The following is a 19,159-nucleotide window of genomic DNA, read 5'->3' as shown; positions in this document are numbered from 1 at the left end:
GGGCTGGGTCGCAGCCGAGGACGCGGCGGGGGACCGCTGAGCCTCAGCTCGTCGGCGGCCGGCTCAGGTCGTAGAGGGTCACCCCGTCGACGACGGTGGACGCGTAGTGCGCCTCCACCCAGGTCTGCACGTGGTGCGCCTCGTCCGAACCGCTGGAGCTGGCCATCCCCACCCCGCCGGCGATGAACCAGTGCACCTCCCCGTCGGCCACGTCCTGCTGGAACTCGGTCAGCGTCGGCGCCGGGTCGCTGCCGTTGAAGCCGCCGAGGGCCATCACCGGGTGCCCGCTGGCCAGCTGGAACCCGGCCGCGCTGTTGGAGCCGATCGTGGCGGCGACCCAGGTGTAGGACGAGGCGTTGCGGCGGAGCAGCTCGGTGACCGCCGCGCTGGGGGTGCCGGCGTCGAGCAGGTTGCCGATGCCCGAGCCCGCGCGCGGCACGCTGGACGTGGTGACCGGGTGTCCCGCCGTCCTCCCGCTGGTGTGCGGGACCCGCGGGACGAACGCGACGTGCCCGCCGTGCAGGAAGCCGCCGGACGCGGTCGGACCGGCGCTCGGGATGGCGCCGGTGTGCGGGGTGACCGCGGTCTGTGCGGCGTAGGCGGCCGGGCCGCCCAGCCCGACCAGCAGTGCGGTCGCGACGACGCCGACCAGCAGGGACCGGCGGCGCAGGTGCGCGAGGAGCAGCCCCAGCCCCGCGACCACTCCGGCGACGAGCACCACCCAGCGCAGCCAGGGCAGGAAGAGCGGCGTGCGGGACAGCAGCACCCACGACCAGGCGGCGGTCGTCACGGTGGTCACGGCCAGCACCACCCGCGGCAACAGCGCGCTGCGCCGCTCCCACAGCAGACCGCCGCCGATGCCGACGAGCACCGCGACGGCCGGGGCCAGCGCGACGGTGTAGTAGGCGTGGAAGATGCCGGCCATCAGGCTGAACACCGCGCCGGTGACCAGCAGCCAGCCGCCCCAGGTCAGCAGCGCGGCCCGGGTGCGGTCGGTGCGCGGCGCCCGGCCGACGGCGACCAGCCCGCCGACCAGCAGCAGCAGCGCGGCGGGGAGCAGCCAGGCGACCTGCCCGCCGATGTCGACGCCGAACAGCCGCCCGACGCCGGTGGAGCCCCACCCTGCGGCGCCGCCGACGCTGCCGGTCTCGTCGCCGGTCAGCCGGCCCAGGCCGTTGTAGCCCCAGACCAGCTCCCACACCGAGTTGGTCTGGGACCCGCCGATGTAGGGCCGCCAGTCGGTGGGCACGAGCTCGACCACCGCGACCCACCAGCCGGCCGCGGCCACCAGGGCGACCCCGGCGAGCAGGAGGTGGCCGATGCGGGCGCGCAGCGTGGTGCGGGCGGCGACGAGGTAGACCAGCGCGAACCCGGGGACGACGAGCAGTGCCTGCAGCATCTTGGCCAGGAACGCGAACCCGATCAGCACCCCGACCGCGACCAGCCAGCGCCGGCTCGCCGTCTCGGTCGCCCGCACCAGCGCGTACCCGGCGGTCGTCAGCAGCAGGACCAGCAGCGCGTCCGGGTTGTCGAACCGGAACATCAGCGCGGCGACCGGCGTGGTCGCCAGGACCGCACCGGCCAGCAGCCCGGCCCCGGGCCCCACCACGCGGCGCACGGCGAGGTACACCACCCCGACGGTCGCGACGCCCATCAACGCCTGGGGCACCAGCACCGACCACGAGCTCAGCCCGAACAGCCGGACCGACGCCCCCATCACCCACAGCGATGCCGGCGGCTTGTCCACGGTGATCGCGTTGGCGGCGTCGGAGGAGCCGTAGAAGAAGGCCTCCCAGCTCTGCGACCCGGCCTGGGCGGCGGCGGCGTAGAACGCGTTCGCCCAGCCGGAGGCGCTGAGGTCCCACAGGTACAGCAGTCCGGTCGCCGACAGCAGCGCGACCAGCGAGGGGCGCACCCACCGGGGGTCGGCCGCGGCCGCCTCCGGCTGCTGCGGGGAGGCGGCCGGGTCGAGGACGACCGGCGGGTCCAGGACGGCGCTCACCGGGCGAGGGAGGGCAGGGCGACCGGCGTGGGGACGACGACGGTCCGCCGGACGGCCGACCCGGAGCGGAACACCCACGCGCGCATCAGCACGAACCGCAGCAGCGTGGCCAGCCCGTTCGCGGTCACCAGCAGGGCGACCTCGGCCAGCCGGGAGGCGTGCGGGTCCCAGGCGTGCAGCCCGGCGAGCACCCCGCTGGTCAGGGCGAGGCCCAGCGCGAACACGGCCAGCCCCTGCAGCTGGGCCCGTCCTGCGCCGTCTCGACCTCGGACGCCGAACGTCAGCCGCCGGTTGGCCGCGGTGTTGGCGACCGCGGTGACCAGCAGTGCGACCAGGTTCGCCGGCTGGGCCTCGACGACCCCGCGGAGCAGCAGGAACAGCGCCAGGTAGGCGGCGGTGGACAGGGCCCCGATGGCGGCGAAGCGGACCAGCTGGCCGACCAGGCCGGGTGGGACGCCGTCCACGGCGGGTTCCACCAGCGGGCCGCGGCCGATCTGGGCCCGCAGGTCGGCGACCGGCAGCCGCCCACGGGCCAGTGCCCGGGACATCCGGACGATCCCGGCCAGGTCCGCCCGGGCGGTGGCCACGATGTGCACGCTGCTGTCGGGGTCGTCCACCCAGTCGACCGGCACCTCGGCGATCCGCAGCCCGCTGCGCTCGGCGAGCACCAGCAGCTCGGTGTCGAAGAACCAGCCGGTGTCCTCGACCAGGGGAAGCAGCCGCCGGGCGACGTCGGCGCGCACGGCCTTGAACCCGCACTGCGCGTCGGACACGTGCGTGGCCAGCGTCCCGCGCAGCAGCAGGTTGTAGCTGCGCGAGATCAGCTCCCGCTTCGTGCCCCGGACCACCCGGGCCGACCCGGCCAGCCGGGTGCCGATCGCCAGGTCGGAGTGCCCGCTGATCAGGGGCGCGACCAACGGCAGCAGCGCAGCGAGGTCGGTGGAGAGGTCGACGTCCATGTAGACCAGCACAGCGGCGTCGCTGGCCAGCCAGGCCTCCCGCAGCGCCCGGCCCCGGCCGGGGCCGCTCTCGACACGGACGACGACCCCGGGCAGCTCGGCGGCGACCCGGCGGGCGACGGCCAGGGTGCCGTCGGTGCTGGCGTTCTCGGCCACCGTGATCCGGGACGGCCAGGGCAGCCGGGCCAGGTGCGCGTGCAGCCGGCGCAGGCACGGCTCGAGGCCGTCCTCCTCGTCGTGCACCGGGACGACGACGTCGAGCACCGGGGTCGGCGGGACCTGGTCGGTGGCCCCGTCGGCGGGGTCGGGGCGGGCCTCGGCCGGGGCCGTCAGCGTGGACATGGGGGCACTGTCGGTCCGGTTGCTGGTCGTCGACCGCGATGTCGCTGCACGCCGGCTGTGGAATCCCGGGACCCGGTCGCCGCCTTGCACCGGACATGAGAGCAGCCGGAGTGACCGAGTTCGGAGGGCCCGAGGCCCTGCACCTAATCGACGTCCCGGAGGTGCACGCCGGCCCCGGGGAGGTGCGGCTGGCCGTCCGCGCGGCCGCCGTCAACCCCACCGACACGTACGCCCGCAACGGCACGTACGCCCAGCGCAAGGGCGCCCCGCAGGAGATGCCGTGGATCCCGGGCATGGACGTCGCCGGGGTGGTCGACGAGATCGGCCCGGACACCGACACCCCGCTGGCGGTGGGCGACGCGGTGATGGCGATCGTCGTCCCCGAGGGTGCGCACGGCGGCTACCGCGAGCAGATCGCGCTGCCGGCGGACTCCGTCGTCCCGGTGCCGGCCGGGGTCGACTTCCCGGCCGCCGCGTCGCTGCCGATGAACGGCCTCACCGCGCGCCTCGCCCTGGACAGGATGGCGCTGCAGCCGGGCCAGGTGCTCGCGGTGACCGGAGCGGCCGGGTCGTTCGGCGGCTACGTCGTGCAGCTGGCCGTCGCCGACGGTCTAACCGTCGTCGCCGACGCCAGCGAGGCCGACACCGAGCTGGTCCGCTCCCTCGGGGCGCAGGTCGTGCTGCCCCGCGGCGAGGGCTTCGCCGCCGCGGTGCGCGAGCAGTACCCCGACGGCGTCGACGGGCTGGCCGACGGCTCGGTGCAGGGTGCACAGGTGCTGCCGGCGGTCGCGGACGGCGGCGTGGTCTCCACCGTGCGCGGCTACCGCGGGGAGGACGCCGAGGAGCACCTGGGCCGGGGCATCCGGATGGAGCCGGTGATGGTGCGCGACTACGGGCAGAACCGGGCCGCCCTGGACCGGCTGCGCGAGCAGGCCGAGTCCGGTGCGGTGACCCTGCGGGTGGCCGACGTGGTGCCTGCCGCCGAGGCCGCCTCCGCGCACGCCCGGCTCGAGGCCGGCGGGGTGCGCGGCCGGCTGGTGCTCGACTTCAGCTGACCCCTCGTCGTCGCGCCGCGTGTGCGGTCGGACGCGCTGCGTCCCCGCGCCGCGGCGTGGCGCACCGGTCAGGATGTGCACGGCGTGCACCGACCCCACCGTTGAGGGACCGACGACGTCGGGGCCCTGCCCCCGTCCCGATGTCCGAGGCACTGGACCCGCCGGTCGCGGTTCACCCGTTCGAGTGGTGACCCATCGTGAGTTGTCCACAGATGCCCTGGTCAGGCTCCCGTACCGCCTTCTGGACCCGTACGGTCCCGGCAGTCCCACCGTCTCGTCGACTGGTCTCCCGGGGGTGCCGTGCCGACCGTCTCCAGCGCGCTCGACGTCGTCGACGGCGAGGTCCGGGAGCTGATCCGGCGGCGCGGGCTGGACCCCTTCACCGACCCCGCGCCCATCCGGGTGCTGGTCCGCGATGTCGTCGCCGACTACTCCGAACGCTCCATGTCCTCGGCGCTGCCGCCGATCGTGGACGCCGAGACCGTGGTGCGCGACGTGCTGGACCGGGTGGCCGGCTTCGGCCCGCTGCAACGCTGGCTCGACGACCCCGAGGTCGAGGAGATCTGGGTCAACGAACCGGGCCGGGTGTTCATCGCCCGCCGCGGCCGCAGCGAGCTGACCACCACCATCCTGGGCGCCGGACAGCTGGCCGACCTGGTCGAGCGGATGCTGCGCACGTCGGGCCGACGGATCGACATGTCCACGCCCTTCGTCGACGCCACGCTGCCCGACGGGTCGCGGCTGCACGTGGTGATCCCCGACGTCACCCGTCGGCACATGGCGGTCAACATCCGGAAGTTCGTGCTGCAGGCGCACTCCCTCGACGAGCTGGTGGCGCTGGGCACCCTGCCGGCGCAGGTCGCCCGCTTCCTGGAGGCCTCCGTGGCCGCGGGGTTGAACATCCTGGTCAGCGGGGGAACGCAGGCGGGCAAGACGACCCTCCTGAACTGCCTCTGCGCGGCGATCCCGGCCCGGGAGCGGGTGATCACCGCGGAAGAGGTCTTCGAGTTGCGGGTGCCGCTGCCCGACGTGGTGGCCATGCAGACCCGGCAGGCCAACCTCGAGGGCGCCGGGGAGATCCCGCTGCGCCGCCTGGTGAAGGAGGCGCTGCGGATGCGGCCATCCCGGCTCGTCGTGGGCGAGGTGCGCCAGGAGGAGTGCCTGGACCTGCTGATCGCACTCAACAGCGGGCTCCCCGGCATGTGCACGTTGCACGCGAACAGCGCCCGCGAGGCCGTGGTCAAGATGTGCACGCTCCCGCTGCTCGCGGGGGAGAACATCGGGCACGCCTTCGTGGTGCCGACGGTGGCCAGCAGCGTCGACCTGGTCGCGCACGTGGGCACCGACCCCTCCGGTCAGCGCCGGGTGCGGGAGGTCGTGGCACTGCCCGGCCGCACCGAGGGCACCGTCGTGGAGACCGCCGACGTGTTCACCACCCGGGACGGTCGGCTGGTCCGCGCCGACGGGCACCCGCCGCACCCCGAGCGCTACGCCGCCCTCGGCCTGGACCTGCCCGCCCTGCTCGGGGACCGCCGGTGAGCGTGTCCGGTGCACTGCTCGGGCTCGGCCTGGGCGTGGGCCTGCTGCTGGTCTGGCGCAGCGGACCGCGGGCACCGCAGAAGCGGAGCGGCCCCCGGCGTCCCGGCCGCCGGCAGCAGCTGCTGTCCGCCGCCGGGCTCACCGGCATCAACCCCGCCCAGCTGGTGGCCCTGCAGGTCGCCCTCGGGCTGGCCGTCGCGGTCCTGGTGCTGGTCACGACCAGCACCGTGACGATCAGCCTGGTCTTCGGCGGCTTCGGGGCGGCGACGCCGCACCTGCTGGTGAAGCGGTTGGCGGTCAAGCGCCGCGCGGACCTGCGTGAGGTCTGGCCCGAGGTGGTGGACAACCTGGCGTCCGCCGTCCGGGCCGGCCTGAGCCTGCCCGAGGCCCTCGGTGCGCTCGCCGTCCGCGGCCCCGAGGCGCTGCGCGCCCCCTTCGGCCGGTTCGCCGCCGACCACCGGGCCACCGGCCGGTTCGCCGACTCCCTCGACCGGCTGAAGGCCGACCTGGCCGACCCGGTCGGTGACCGGATCGTCGAGACACTGCGGGTGGCGCGCGAGGTCGGGGGCAGCGACCTGGGCCGGGTGCTGCGCACCCTGGCCGGCTTCCTCCGCGAGGACGCCCGGGCCCGCGCCGAGCTGGAGACCCGGCAGGGCTGGGTCGTGCAGGCGGCCCGGCTCGCTGTCGGCGCCCCCTGGGTCGTGCTCCTGCTGCTCGCCACCCAGCAGCAGACCCTCGCCGCCTACGACAGCCCGGTCGGGACGGCGATCCTCGTGGCAGGCGGGGTGGTCTGCGTGGCCGCCTACCGGCTCATGCTGCGGATCGGTCGACTGCCCCAGGACCTGCGGGTGCTCCAGTGAGCGCCGGTCTGACCGGTGTGCTGCTGGGTCTCACGGCGGCCACCGGGCTGGTCCTGCTGCTGGCCTACGCACCGCCGGCCCGCCCGGTCCGGCTGGTCGACCGGCTCGCCCCGTACGTGCAGGACACCCCGCCGCCCTCCCGGCTGCTGGGCACCGCCACCCAGCCCGGACTCCTCTCCGCCGCCCGGCGGGTCTTCGGGCCCGCACTGGGCGACGGCGCCCGGTTCGTCGACCGGCTGCTCGGTGGCCGCGTGGCGGTCCGCCGGCGGCTGGACGCCCTGGCCGCCGAGAGCACCGTCGAGGACTTCCGGGTGGAGCAGGTGGTGTGGGGCGGTCTGGGCCTGCTCGGCGGTGCCGTGCTGACCGCGGTCGGGTCGGTGCTCGCCGGCAGCGTGAACGTGCTGTCGGCGGTGCTGCTCTGCGTCGCGGGCCTGGTGGGTGGGGTGCTGGGCCGGGACTGGTGGCTGACCCAGCAGGTCGGCAGGCGCGAGGAGCTGTTGCTCGCCGAGTTCCCCGTGGTCGCCGAGCTGCTCGCCCTGGCCGTGACCGCGGGGGAGAGCCCCACCGCCGCCATCGCCCGGGTCACCCGCCTCTCCGGGGGCGAGCTGGCCCGTGAGCTCGGCGGCGCCCTGGGCCGGGCCCGCGCCGGCGTGCCGCTGGTCGAGGCCCTCCAGCAGGTGGCCGACCGGACGTCGCTGGACGCCCTGGCCCGCTTCGTCGACGGCGTCATCGTGGCCGTCGAGCGCGGCACGCCGCTGGCCGAGGTGCTCCGGGCCCAGGCCGCCGACGTCCGCGAGGCCGGCAAGCGCCGGCTGCTGGAGGCAGGTGGGGCCAAGGAGATCCAGATGATGGTCCCGGTCGTCTTCCTCGTCCTGCCCGTCACCGTCCTGTTCGCCCTGTTCCCGGGGCTGATCAGCATCGTCACCCTCGCCCAGTGAGGGCGTCAGTGGAACCCGAGGAGAGCACCGCATGCCCGTCCTGACCGTCCTGCTCGCCGCGCTGGTCACCCGCCTGCGCGGCGGGGACCCCGAGCGGGGCGACGTGCCCGGCTGGGTGATGATCACCGTGATGACCGCCGCCCTGGTGCTGGCGATCCTCGTCCCGTTCCGCGAGGCCATCGTCACCGCGGTGCAGAACGCGCTGTCCTCGGTCACCAGCGGCGGTGGCTGAGCGGGAGGACCGCGAGCGCGGCAGCGCCGTCGTCGACTTCGTGTTCGTCTCGGTGCTGGTCGTCGTCCTGCTCCTGGCGGTGCTGCAGGTCGCGGTCTACGTGCACGTCCGCAACGTGGTCACCGCGAGCGCCCAGGAGGGTGCCCGGTACGCGGCGAACGCCGACGTCCCGGCCGCCGTCGGGGCCGACCGCACCCTCGAGGTCGTCGCCGCGGCCACCGGCGCCCAGACCGCAGCCGGGCTGCGGTGCACCAGCGTCCCGGAGACCGACGGCACCGGGCTGACCCTGGTCGTCGTCCGCTGCTCCGGTCAGGTGCCCACGCTGCTGGCCGCCCTGGGGGAGCTGCTGCCGCTGCAGGTCACCGGGCGGGCCGTGGAGGAGGGCGCGTGAGGCGCGACGACGACGAACGCGGCTCGGCGATCGTCGAGTTCGTCTTCATCGCCCTGGTCGTGTTCGTGCCGCTGGTCTACCTGGTCGCCGGGTTCAGCGCCGTCCAGCGCGGGGTCTTCGCCGCCGACGCCGCCGCCCGGGAGGCCGGCCGCGCGATCGGCACCGCGCCCGACCCGGTGACCGGCGCCGCCCGGGCCGAGGCGGCGGTGGCCCTCGCCGTGGAGGACCAGTCGGTGGACGCCACCGACGTCCGGATCGCCTACCTGCCGGCCGGGGTGGAGTGCACCGCCACCAACGGCGGCTATCGGCCGGCGCTGGTGCCGGGGGAGGAGTTCAGCGTCTGCGTCACCGTGACGGTCCGGGTGCCGCTGCTCCCGGAGTTCATCGACGCCAACACCGCCACCGGCCAGTTCGTCGTCGAGCGGGACCGCTACGTCGACCCGTGAGGCTGGTGGGACGGGTGGGGTGACCGGTCGGTGACTCGTCCGGGCGACACACCGACGGGGCATGCGTGAGCGGACGGTGACAGAGCGAGAGCGGGCTGCGCATCCCTACGCTGGCCGCCGTGTCGTCACCTGCCGTCCCGGTCGTGGACGGCCCCCGCGCAGGTGGACACCGCGCGCGGGAGACCCCCGCGGCACCCCCGCCGGTCGGCGCCGTCCTGGATGCCCTGCCCGCACCGGCGGTGCTGCTGCACCCCGACGGCACGATCCTGCAGGTCAACGCGGCGTGGACCGACCAGCTGCAGCACCGGCCCGGGCTCCCGGTCACCGTGGGCGACGACTACGGCGAGGCCGTGCTGGCCGTCCGGGACGACGGCGACGTCCGCAGGCTGCTGGCTGCGCTCGGCGAGCTGTCCGCCCACGGCGGCGACCCCGTCTCCGTCGACTGCGCCCTGGCCCCCGGGCAGACCGGGCGCTGGGTGCACGTGCAGGCCGCCCGGGTCGACGACGCCGGGCTCCTCGTGGTCACCCACACCGACATCACCGCCCGGGTCGAGGCCGTCCGGGCCACCGCCCGCCGCGACCGGGTCGACCACCTCACCGACCTGCCCAACCGCCGGCACCTGCAGGAGCTCATCGACGCCGAGCTCGCCGGCGACGCCGACCGGCCGGTCGCCGTGCTGTTCCTCGACGTCGACGGGTTCAAGGCGGTCAACGACAGCCTCGGCCACGACGCCGGCGACCAGCTGATCCGCGACGTCGCGCTGCGGCTGGCCGAGCACACCCGCGAGGAGGACACCGTGGGCCGGCTCGGGGGAGACGAGTTCGTCGTGCTCGGCCGGGGGTGCACCGAGTCCGACGCCGCCGCCCTCGCGCTGCGCTGCCAGGACGCCTTCACCGAGCCCTTCCGGGTGGCGGGGTCCGTCGTCCCGCTGACCGTGAGCGTGGGCATCGCCGTGGCCACCGCCCGCCAGGTCGACCGGGCCACCGACCTCGTCCGCGACGCCGACCTCGCCGTCTACGCGGCCAAGGCCGCCGGCCGCAACACCGTGCGGCTGTTCTCCCCGGACCTGCGGGTCGCCGCCGAACGCCGGCTCCGGGTGGCCTCCGAGCTGCACGACGCCATCGCGGCCGGGCAGCTCGTCGTGCACTACCAACCGCTGATGCACCTGCGCACCCGCGCGGTCACCGGCGTCGAGGCGCTGGTCCGCTGGCAGCACCCCGAGCGCGGGCTGCTGCCGCCGGGGGAGTTCATCCCCGACGCCGAGGCCTCCGGGCTGGTCGGCGAGCTCACCCGCTGGGTGCTGGGCACCGTGGCCCGCGACGCCGCGGCCTGGGACGCGATGGGCCTGCCGCTGACCGCGGCGGTGAACATCAGCGCCACCCACATCGGGGCCGGCACGCTGGTCGCCGACGTCACCGCGGCGCTGGTCGAGTCGGGCCTGCGGCCCGAGCGGCTGGTGCTCGAGCTGACCGAGACCAGCGTCGCCGAGGACCCCGAGCGGGCCGCCGAGCAGTTCGCCGAGCTGCGGGTGTCCGGCATCGAGGTGTCCATCGACGACTTCGGCAGCGGCTTCTCCTGCCTGGGCCAGATCGTGTCCATGCCCGCCGGCATCCTCAAGATCGACCGCAGCCTGGTGGCCGGGGTGGCCGGTGCCGGCCACCGGCGGGCCAGCCAGTCCGCGGCCGCGGTGGAGACGGTGGTCAGCCTGGCCCGGGCGTGCGGCATGCGCAGCGTCGCCGAGGGTGTGGAGACCGAGGAGCAGCTGGCCACGGTCACCGCGCTGGGCTGCACCTACGGCCAGGGCTTCTTCATCGCCCGCCCCATGCCCGCCGCGGACCTGCCCCGCTGGCTCGGCTCCCGCAGCCGGCGTCGGGCCGTCGTCCCCGGCTGAACCGTCGCGGACCGTCCTGCGCTGTCCAGGGTGGTGGGCGACCACTACCGTGGTCAGACGTGGCCGCTGACTTCTCCTCCCGACTGGACGACCTGAACGGGACGCTGCGGTCGATCGAGACCGTGCTCAAGCTCGACGACCTGCGCGACGAGATCCGGGACCTCGAACAGCAGTCCGCCGCCCCGGACCTCTGGGACGACGTCGAGACCGCCCAGAAGCTCACCTCGCGGCTGTCCTACCTGCAGGGCGACCTGCGCCGGGTCGAGGACCTCCGCAGCCGGATCGACGACGTCGGCGTGCTGTGGGAGATGGCGGCCGAGGAGGACGACGAGGCCACCCGCGCCGAGGCCGAGCGCGAGATGGAGGGACTGCACAAGTCCATCGAGGAGCTCGAGGTCCGCACCCTGCTGTCCGGGGAGTACGACGCTCGTGAGGCCCTGGTGACCATCCGCTCGGAGGCCGGGGGCGTGGACGCCGCGGACTTCGCCGAGATGCTGCTGCGCATGTACCTGCGCTGGGCCGAGCGCAAGGGCTACCCGACCGAGGTCTACGACACCTCCTACGCCGAGGAGGCCGGCATCAAGTCCGCGACCTTCGCGGTCAAGCAGCCCTACGCCTACGGCACGCTGTCGGTCGAGCAGGGCACCCACCGCCTGGTGCGCATCTCGCCCTTCGACAACCAGGGACGACGACAGACCTCCTTCGCCGGTGTCGAGGTGCTCCCCGTCGTCGAGCAGACCGACCACGTGGACATCCCCGACAACGAGATCCGGGTCGACGTCTTCCGCTCCAGCGGCCCCGGTGGCCAGTCGGTCAACACCACCGACTCCGCCGTCCGGATGACCCACATCCCCACCGGCATCGTGGTGTCCTGCCAGAACGAGAAGTCCCAGATCCAGAACCGGGCCGCGGCGCTCCGGGTGCTCCAGGCGCGGCTGCTCGTCGTCCGCCAGCGGGAGCAGAAGGCCGAGATGGACGCCCTGAAGGGCGAGGGCAGCAGCTGGGGCAACCAGATGCGCTCCTACGTGCTGCACCCGTACCAGATGGTGAAGGACCTGCGCACCGAGACCGAGTCGGGCAACCCGTCCAACGTGCTCGACGGCGACCTCGACCCGTTCATCGAGGCCGGCATCCGCTGGCGCAAGGAGCAGGAGGACGCGCCCGCCGTCTGAGCGGCGGTCCACCCCGGCGAGCCGACCAGGATGCCCAGGTCCGACGGGTACGGTCAGTCCCCGTGATCGAATTGCAACACGTCACCAAGCTGTACCCGACGAGCAGTCGGCCGGCTCTGGACGACGTCTCCATGGAGATCGACAAGGGCGAGTTCGTCTTCCTCATCGGCGCCTCGGGGTCGGGCAAGTCGACCTTCCTGCGGCTGCTGCTCAAGGAGGACGACCCGACGACCGGCACCGTCACGGTCAACGACAAGAACCTGGGCACGATGAGCAAGTGGCAGGTGCCCAAGCTGCGCCGGACCATGGGCTGCGTCTTCCAGGACTTCCGGCTGCTGAAGAACCGCACCGTCGCCGAGAACGTGGCCTTCGCCCTCGAGGTGATCAACAAGCCGCAGAAGACGATCAAGCGCGTCGTCCCCGAGGTGCTGGAGATGGTCGGCCTGGAGGGCAAGGCCGAGCGGCTGCCCACCGAGCTCTCCGGTGGTGAGCAGCAGCGCGTGGCCATCGCCCGCGCGTTCGTGAACCGCCCGCTGGTGCTGCTCGCCGACGAGCCCACCGGCAACCTCGACCCCGAGACCAGCCAGGGGATCATGCTGCTGCTGGAGCGGATCAACCGCACCGGCACCACCGTGGTGATGGCCACGCACGACTACCACATCGTCGACTCCATGCGCCGTCGCGTCATCGAGCTCAACGAGGGCGTCGTCAGCCGCGACCAGTCGCGCGGCGTCTACGGCGTCGGTCGCTGACCGCCTCCCCGCACAGGAACTCCTGAGGAACACATGCGCGTCAACTTCGTCCTCTCCGAGGTGGCCACCGGGCTGCGTCGGAACCTGACCATGACGGTCGCCATGATCCTGACGACCGGCATCTCGCTGGCGCTCATGGGGACCGGCCTGGTCATCGCCAACATGATCAGCGACATGCGCGCCATCTACTACGACAAGGTCCAGGTCTCGATCTTCCTGGCCGACGACGTGACCGAGGAGCAGCGCCAGTCGATCTCGGAGGAGCTGTCCGCCTCACCGGAGGTCGCGAACTTCATCTACGAGTCCAAGGCCGAGGCCTACGAGCGGTTCACCGAGCAGTTCAGCCAGCAGCCGGCCCTGGTCGAGAACACCGACCCGAACGCCCTGCCGGAGAGCTTCCGGGTCGAGCTGGTCAACCCCGAGCGCTACGAGGTCATCGCCGCGGAGTTCCCCGACGGCCAGAACGGCGTGGACCAGGTGCGCGACGAGGGCGACTTCCTCGACCGCCTGTTCAGCCTGCTCAACGGGGCCCGCAACGCCACCATCGCGGTGGCCGTCGTCCAGGCCCTGGCCGCGTTGCTGCTGATCTCCAACACGATCCAGCTCGCGGCCTTCAACCGGCGCAACGAGACCAACATCATGAGACTCGTCGGCGCCTCCCGGTGGTACACCCAGCTCCCGTTCATCCTCGAGGCCGCGCTCGCCGGCCTGCTGGGTGGGCTGCTGGCGACCGTCGGGCTGGTGCTCACCAAGGTGCTGTTCATCGACCGGACACTGGCCGGGCCGATCCGGGCGGGCATCATCCCGCCGGTCGACTGGGGCGTCATCGCCACGATCAGCCCGGTGATCACCGGCGCCGGCATGCTGCTGGCCGCGATCGCCGCCTACGTGACGCTGCGGTTGTACGTCCGCCTGTAGCGCCGTCCCACCCGTGGCAGAGGAAGCTCTGCACCCCCTCGATGCGGCGATGTGGGGTGCAGAGCTTCCTTCGTCAGGGGGCAGGGGCGGCCGAGGCGCGATTCCGGGTGGCGCGGCGCCGGTAACCTGGGGGCATGCCGCGTGAACAGGGGCGGAAGTTCATCGCCCAGAACAAGAAGGCGCGGCACGACTACTCGATCCTCGACACCTACGAGGTGGGCCTGGTGCTCACCGGCACCGAGGTCAAGAGCCTGCGCATGGGTCGTGCCTCGTTGGTGGACGGCTTCGCCATGGTCGAGGACGGCGAGGTGTGGCTGCACCACGTGCACATCCCGGAGTACACCGAGGGCACCTGGACCAACCACACCCCGCGCCGCAAGCGGAAGATCCTCATGCACCGGTCGGAGATCGAGAAGCTGATCGGCAAGACCAAGGAGGGCGGGCTGACGCTCGTCCCGCTGGACATGTACTTCAAGGACGGCAAGGCCAAGGCCACGCTCGCCCTGGCCAAGGGCAAGAAGACCTACGACAAGCGCCAGGACCTCGCCGAGCGGGACAGCCGCCGGGAGATGGAGCGCGCGTTCGGGCAGTACGTGAAGCGGGGGGGCCGGAAGTGAGGGGCATCGCGTACGACGCCTTCGGCGGTGTCGAGGTGCTGCAGCTCCGCGAGGACCTGCCCACCCCGCCGGTCGGCCCGGACGTCGTGCTGGTCCGGGTGCACGCGGCCGGGGTCAACCCGGTCGACGTCGGCATCCGCTCCGGCGGGCTGGCCGAGCTGTTCCCGCACCACTTCCCGATCGTGCCGGGCTGGGACGTCTCCGGCGTCGTCGAGCAGGTCGGGCCGGCGGTCACGTCGTTCGCCGTCGGCGACGAGGTGTTCGGCTACGTGCGTCGGGACGACGTCGGCCTGGGCACCTGCGCCGAGCTGGTCGCCGCCCCGCAGCGGTGCCTGGCGCACAAGCCGCCGTCGCTGTCCTTCGCCGAGGCCGGGGCGCTGCCGCTGGCCGGGCTGACCGCCTACCAGGCGCTCACCGAGACCCTCGACGTCGGCGAGGGCGACCGGGTGCTGGTGCACCGGGCCTCGGGCGGGGTCGGCTTCAACGCCGTCCAGATCGCCGTCGCCCTGGGCGCGCACGTCATCGGCACGGCGTCGGCGAAGAACCACGGTTTCCTCCGCGAGGCCGGCTGCGCCGAGGTCTACGACTACGCCGACGGCCCGCTGAGCGAGCAGCTGTCCGAGCCGGTGGACGCCGTCCTGGACCTGGTCGGCGGACCCACCCTGGCCGACGCGCCCGACCAGGTGCGCGACCCGGCCCGGATCGCCTCGGTCGTCGACCCGGCGGTGAACGACCTGGGCGGGCAGTACGTGTTCGTCCGGCCCGAGGCCCACGACCTCGAGGAACTGGCCCGGCTGGTCGAGGACGGCCAGCTGCGGGTGCCGATCGCCAAGGCGTTCCCGCTGGAGCGCACCGCCGAGGCGCACGAGCTGGTCGCCGCCGGACACGTGCGCGGCAAGGTCGTCGTCACGCTGCGATGACCGTCCCGCCCCCGGTCGACGACGCCGACGTCCCCCGGTTCTGGGGCGAGCTGGGGCTGCCCGGGCTGGTCGACGTGCACGTGCACTTCATGCCCGAGCGGGTGCAGGCGGCGGTGTGGGCGTACTTCGCCGACGCCGAGACCCACTACGGCGCGCCCTGGCCGATCACCTACGAGGGGCCCGTCGAGCAGCGGCTGGATCAGCTGGCCGCGCTCGGCGTCCGGGCGTTCTCCGCGCTGAACTACCCGCACAAGCCGGGCATGGCCGCCGGGCTCAACGACTGGTCGGCCGCGTTCGCCGCCGCCCACCCGCAGGTGCTGCAGTCGGCCACGTTCTTCCCCGAGCCCGAGGCCGCGCACTACGTGCCCGAGGCGATCGAGGCCGGGGCCCGGGTGTTCAAGGTGCACGTGCAGGTCGGCTCGTTCGACCCGCGGCACGAGCTGCTCGACCCGGTCTGGACCCGGCTGGAGGAGTCCGGCACCCCGGTGGTCATCCACTGCGGGTCCGGGCCGCTGGCCGGGGAGCACACCGGGCCCGCGCCGATGGCGGGTCTGCTGGAGCGGCACCCGGACCTGCAGCTGGTGATCGCCCACCTCGGCATGCCCGAGTACGCCGAGTTCCTGACGCTGGCCGAGCGGTACGCCGGCGTGCGGCTGGATACCACGATGTTCGCCACCGACTTCACCGAGCGGCTGATGCCCTTCGACCGGGCGCTGCTACCCCGCCTGGCGGCCCTGGGCCACAAGGTGCTGCTCGGCAGCGACTTCCCGACGATCCCCTACCCGTACGCCCACCAGCTCGCCGCGCTGCACGGGCTCGGGCTGGGCGAGGACTGGCTGCGGTGGGTGCTGTGGCAGAACGGGGCCGACCTGTTCGGCCTGCCCCGCTAGCCTCGGCACCCGTGATCTTCCCCGCCGGCCTCACCGACCGACCGCTCACCGCTGCGGACCTGCCCGCGGTCGCCGCGCTGTACGCCGCGGCCGAGGCGGTCGACGACACCGGAGAGCACCACGACGCCGACGACCTGGCCGAGTACTGGTTCGCGCCGTTCATCGACGTCGCCGCCGACACCCGGGTGGTGCTCGACGGCGACGAGCTGGTCGCCGTCGGTGTCGCGGTCGCGCCGCCCACCTTCCGGGACGCCTACGGCGTGCACCTGGACGGCCGGGTGCACCCGGCGCGCCGCGGCGAGGGGATCGGCCGGGCCCTGCTGGGCTGGCAACTCGAGCGGGGGACGGCGATCCACGCCGAACGGCACCCCGAGGCACCGGCCCGGCTGACCGTGCTGGCCCAGGCCTCGATCACCGGCCAGGAGGGCCTGCTCCGGCACGCGGGCCTCGAACCGGTGCGCTGGTTCCAGCAGATGTCCCGGCCACTGGCCGACGTGCCCGCCGCGCGCACCGTCGAGGGCGTGGACCTCGTCGCCTTCGACTGGTCCCGCGACGAGCAGGCCAGGCACGCGCACAACGCCGCGTTCACCGAGCACTACGGCTCCAGCGAGCGGGACCGGACCTCGTGGGAGTCGATGTTCACCGGGCAGCGGTCGTTCCGGCCCGACCTGTCGGTGCTCGCCCTGGACCACGACGAGGTGGTCGGCTACGTGCTGGCCTACGTCCACGAGGCGGACACCGCGGCGACCGGGGTCACCGACGCCTACTACGGGCAGATCGGCGTCGTCCCCACCGCCCGGGGCCGCGGCCTGGCCAAGCCGGTGATCATCGCTGCGCTCCGGGCCGCCGCAGCGGCCGGCTGCGACACCGCGAGCCTGGAGGTGGACAGCGACAACGTCACCCAGGCGTTGGGGCTCTACGAGTCGATCGGCTTCACCACCCGGCGCACCCAGGTCTCCTGGTCGACGCACCTCGCCCCGCTCACCTGATCGGACCACTCGCCAGTAGGGTCCGGCCATGGTCAGTGTCGATCAGCTCACACCCGCCGCCCCGCCGGACGTCGACCGCCGGCTCGCCAGCCGGGCGCACCGGACGGTCGAGCCGCTGCACTCCCACACCTACTTCGCCCCCGAGCTCGACGAGCACCTGACGGCAGCCGGGCTCCGACCGGGCCGGATGACCTACTTCGCCGGCCGGGCCGCCCCGATGGGCGCCGTCGGCCCGGGCGTGGTGACGGCGACGTTCTACAACTTCCACCCCGGCCTCGTCGCCCGGCACGTGCCGCGCTGCTGGACGCTGGCCACCCCCGAGGCGGTCGCCGCGGCCCGGTTCGACTCCGCCCGGGCGTCGCTGACGAGGCTGCTGGGCGACACCGCCACCGATGACGTCGTCGAGCTCGGTGACCTGCTGGCCGAGGCGTGCACGGTGCTGGCCCCCGAGGCCCGCCCGCTCTACGCCGGACACGCCGACCTGCCGTGGCCGACCGACCCGGTCACCCGGCTCTGGCACGCCGTCACCCTGGTGCGCGAGCACCGCGGCGACGGGCACCTCATGGCGCTGCAGCAGCACGGTCTCTCCGGGCTCGAGGCGCTCATCACGCACACCGCGACCGGACGGGGGTTCACCGTGCAGGCAGCCCAGAAGACCCGAGGGTGGTCCGAGCAGGAGTGGGCGGAGGGCTGGCAACGGCTCGCCGACCGCGGTCTGGTCGACGACGCCGGGCTCACCGACGAGGGCGAGGCCCAGCGCCGGGCCGTGGAGGACCTCACCGACGACCTGTCGCTGGCGCCCTTCGCGCACCTGGGCACCGAGCGCACCGAGCGGGTGGTGGAGCTGGCCCGTCCGATGGCCCGCACCCTGGCCGCCCACGGCGCCTACCCCGCCGGCGTCCTCGCGGGGGCCCGGTCGTGAGCGCCCACGAGCACGAGGCCACCGGCCCGGCCCGGCTGCCCTTCCCCGAGGTCGGTGCGGACGACGCGGCGATCGCCGAGCGGATGGCCGCCCGCCGTGGTGGCGAGCTGTCCGCGCTGGACAAGCTGCTGCTGCACAGCCCGCCGGTCGCCGACGGCTGGAACGAGCTGCTCGGCGCGCTGCGGCACCGCTCCTCGCTGGGCGCGGACCTGCGCGAGTTGGCCATCCTGCGGGTCGCGGTGCTCAACAACGCCGCCTTCGAGTGGGTCGCGCACAAGGCCGCCGCGCGCCGGGCCGGCATCACCGAGGAGCAGATCGACGCCCTCTACGAGCAGGACCCCTCCGCGCACTTCGACGCCCGGCAGAACCTGGTCCTGGAGCTGACCGATGCCTCGACCTGGGGCATCGAGGTCCCCGAGCTGCTCTTCGAGCAGGTCCGGGCCACCTTCAGCGAGCGGGAGATCGTCGAGCTGATGGTGACCATCGGCGGCTACGCGATGGTCAGCCGGTTCCTCGTCGCCCTGCAGGTGCCCCCGCCGGAGGGCGAGGTCGCCGGCTGACCGGCGGGTGCGGGGTGCGCCCGGGCAGCCGGACGGCGACCAGCGGCAGGAACAGCTGGACCAGCGGCCCGATGGCCACCGCGTAGAGCACCGTGCCGATGCCGACCGTGCCGCCCAGCAGCACGCCGACGCCCAGCACGGTGAGCTCGATCAGCGTGCGGACCAGGCGGACGCTGCGCCCGGTGCGGGCGACCAGGCCGGTCATCAGCCCGTCCCGCGGACCGGCGCCGAACGAGCTGGCCAGGTAGGTCGCCCCGGCCAGCCCGTTCGCGACCACCCCGCCCAGCAGCAGCGCGGTGCGCACCGGCAGGGAGTCCACCGGCGGCAGCAACCAGAGCCCGGCGTCGACCGCGACCCCGATGACCACCACGTTGCTGACCGTGCCGAGCCCCGGCCACTGGCGCAGCGGGATCCACAGCAGCAGCACGAGGGCGCCGACCACGATGGTCACCGTGCCGAACGACCAGCCCAGCTGCTCGCCGAGACCCTGGTGCAGCACGTCCCACGGGTCCAGGCCCAGGCCGGCCTCGATCACCATCGCCATCGAGAAGCCGTAGAGGGCGAGGCCGAGGTAGAGCTGGGTGAGCCGGCGGGGGAGCCGGCCGGCGCGCAGCTGCTCGCGGGGGGTCAGCGAGGGGAGAGCGGTGGGCACCGGCCCAGCCTGACGCAGTCCACCGTCGTCCCGGGCAGTCCACTGCGGCCGGTGGACCGCAGGCCACCGACCCACCCCGGGGGTGTGGTGTTCACCTCCCCGACCGGGACC

20 protein-coding genes are annotated in these 19,159 nt (G+C 73.9%); 17 read left to right on the top strand and 3 right to left on the bottom strand.

Annotated elements, in window-relative coordinates; all coding sequences use genetic code 11:
* Positions 1-43: 43 nt before the first annotated feature.
* Positions 44-2,002 carry a glycosyltransferase family 39 protein gene (locus ASG36_RS04135; protein WP_055759792.1) on the bottom strand — a complete coding sequence of 653 codons (1,959 nt, stop codon included), beginning with the start codon at positions 2,000-2,002 and terminating at the stop codon, positions 44-46.
* Positions 1,999-3,303, bottom strand: coding sequence for a bifunctional glycosyltransferase family 2/GtrA family protein (locus ASG36_RS04130; protein WP_082522767.1), 1,305 nt, complete (start codon positions 3,301-3,303; stop codon positions 1,999-2,001). The genes ASG36_RS04135 and ASG36_RS04130 overlap by 4 nt, the downstream gene beginning before the upstream one ends.
* 110 nt (positions 3,304-3,413) lie before the next feature.
* Between ASG36_RS04130 and ASG36_RS04125 the strand changes: the two genes are divergently transcribed.
* The 17 genes from ASG36_RS04125 to ASG36_RS04045 all read left to right on the top strand — a co-directional run bounded on the left by ASG36_RS04125 (position 3,414) and on the right by ASG36_RS04045 (position 18,396).
* On the top strand, positions 3,414-4,358 hold the full coding sequence (locus ASG36_RS04125) for an NADP-dependent oxidoreductase (protein WP_235494556.1): 945 nt from the start codon (positions 3,414-3,416) through the stop codon (positions 4,356-4,358).
* A 300-nt stretch (positions 4,359-4,658) separates the two neighbouring features.
* Positions 4,659-5,897: a CpaF family protein gene (locus ASG36_RS04120; protein ID WP_055759786.1), complete on the top strand. Its 1,239-nt coding sequence runs from the start codon at positions 4,659-4,661 to the stop codon at positions 5,895-5,897.
* Positions 5,894-6,757 carry a type II secretion system F family protein gene (locus ASG36_RS04115; protein WP_055759783.1) on the top strand — a complete coding sequence of 288 codons (864 nt, stop codon included), beginning with the start codon at positions 5,894-5,896 and terminating at the stop codon, positions 6,755-6,757. The genes ASG36_RS04120 and ASG36_RS04115 overlap by 4 nt, the downstream gene beginning before the upstream one ends.
* Entirely contained in the window at positions 6,754-7,695 is a 942-nt protein-coding gene (locus tag ASG36_RS04110; protein WP_055759780.1) for a type II secretion system F family protein, read from the top strand. Before ASG36_RS04115 ends, ASG36_RS04110 begins: the two co-directional genes overlap by 4 nt.
* A gap of 31 nt (positions 7,696-7,726) precedes the next feature.
* Positions 7,727-7,927, top strand: a complete 201-nt coding sequence (locus ASG36_RS04105; RefSeq protein ID WP_055759778.1) for a hypothetical protein — start codon at positions 7,727-7,729, stop codon at positions 7,925-7,927.
* A complete protein-coding gene (locus ASG36_RS04100) occupies positions 7,920-8,318 on the top strand; it encodes a TadE/TadG family type IV pilus assembly protein (RefSeq protein WP_055759775.1) in 399 nt (132 codons plus the stop codon). Before ASG36_RS04105 ends, ASG36_RS04100 begins: the two co-directional genes overlap by 8 nt.
* Positions 8,315-8,764 carry a hypothetical protein gene (locus tag ASG36_RS04095; protein ID WP_055759771.1) on the top strand — a complete coding sequence of 150 codons (450 nt, stop codon included), beginning with the start codon at positions 8,315-8,317 and terminating at the stop codon, positions 8,762-8,764. Before ASG36_RS04100 ends, ASG36_RS04095 begins: the two co-directional genes overlap by 4 nt.
* A 119-nt stretch (positions 8,765-8,883) precedes the next feature.
* Positions 8,884-10,656: a bifunctional diguanylate cyclase/phosphodiesterase gene (locus ASG36_RS04090; protein WP_235494554.1), complete on the top strand. Its 1,773-nt coding sequence runs from the start codon at positions 8,884-8,886 to the stop codon at positions 10,654-10,656.
* Positions 10,657-10,715: 59 nt separating this feature from the next.
* Positions 10,716-11,828: a peptide chain release factor 2 gene (gene prfB, locus ASG36_RS04085; protein ID WP_082522765.1), complete on the top strand. Its 1,113-nt coding sequence runs from the start codon at positions 10,716-10,718 to the stop codon at positions 11,826-11,828.
* Positions 11,829-11,890: 62 nt separating this feature from the next.
* Positions 11,891-12,580 carry a cell division ATP-binding protein FtsE gene (gene ftsE, locus ASG36_RS04080; RefSeq protein ID WP_055759766.1) on the top strand — a complete coding sequence of 230 codons (690 nt, stop codon included), beginning with the start codon at positions 11,891-11,893 and terminating at the stop codon, positions 12,578-12,580.
* A gap of 33 nt (positions 12,581-12,613) precedes the next feature.
* The gene (gene ftsX, locus ASG36_RS04075; protein WP_055759763.1) at positions 12,614-13,498 is read left to right on the top strand and encodes a permease-like cell division protein FtsX; all 885 of its coding nucleotides are present in this window, start codon (positions 12,614-12,616) and stop codon (positions 13,496-13,498) included.
* Positions 13,499-13,632: 134 nt separating this feature from the next.
* Entirely contained in the window at positions 13,633-14,115 is a 483-nt protein-coding gene (gene smpB, locus ASG36_RS04070; protein WP_055759760.1) for an SsrA-binding protein SmpB, read from the top strand.
* Positions 14,112-15,035, top strand: a complete 924-nt coding sequence (locus ASG36_RS04065; RefSeq protein ID WP_055759757.1) for an NADP-dependent oxidoreductase — start codon at positions 14,112-14,114, stop codon at positions 15,033-15,035. The genes smpB and ASG36_RS04065 overlap by 4 nt, the downstream gene beginning before the upstream one ends.
* Positions 15,032-15,925, top strand: a complete 894-nt coding sequence (locus tag ASG36_RS04060) for an amidohydrolase family protein (RefSeq protein WP_055759752.1) — start codon at positions 15,032-15,034, stop codon at positions 15,923-15,925. The genes ASG36_RS04065 and ASG36_RS04060 overlap by 4 nt, the downstream gene beginning before the upstream one ends.
* An 11-nt stretch (positions 15,926-15,936) precedes the next feature.
* On the top strand, positions 15,937-16,914 hold the full coding sequence (locus ASG36_RS04055) for a GNAT family N-acetyltransferase (protein WP_055759750.1): 978 nt from the start codon (positions 15,937-15,939) through the stop codon (positions 16,912-16,914).
* A 28-nt stretch (positions 16,915-16,942) separates the two neighbouring features.
* Entirely contained in the window at positions 16,943-17,836 is an 894-nt protein-coding gene (locus ASG36_RS04050) for a hypothetical protein (RefSeq protein WP_055759747.1), read from the top strand.
* Positions 17,833-18,396 (top strand): carboxymuconolactone decarboxylase family protein, encoded by a 564-nt coding sequence (locus ASG36_RS04045; protein WP_235494552.1) that lies wholly within the window; start codon positions 17,833-17,835, stop codon positions 18,394-18,396. Before ASG36_RS04050 ends, ASG36_RS04045 begins: the two co-directional genes overlap by 4 nt.
* Here the strand turns inward: ASG36_RS04045 and ASG36_RS04040 are convergent.
* Positions 18,338-19,048 carry a YitT family protein gene (locus ASG36_RS04040; protein ID WP_200944321.1) on the bottom strand — a complete coding sequence of 237 codons (711 nt, stop codon included), beginning with the start codon at positions 19,046-19,048 and terminating at the stop codon, positions 18,338-18,340. The genes ASG36_RS04045 and ASG36_RS04040 overlap by 59 nt on opposite strands.
* Positions 19,049-19,159: the final 111 nt, after the last annotated feature.

The organism is Geodermatophilus sp. Leaf369 (assembly GCF_001424455.1).
Lineage (GTDB): Bacteria > Actinomycetota > Actinomycetes > Mycobacteriales > Geodermatophilaceae > Klenkia.
The sequence above is the reverse complement of the archived record's forward strand: the minus strand, read 5'-3'. Positions and strand labels throughout refer to the sequence as shown.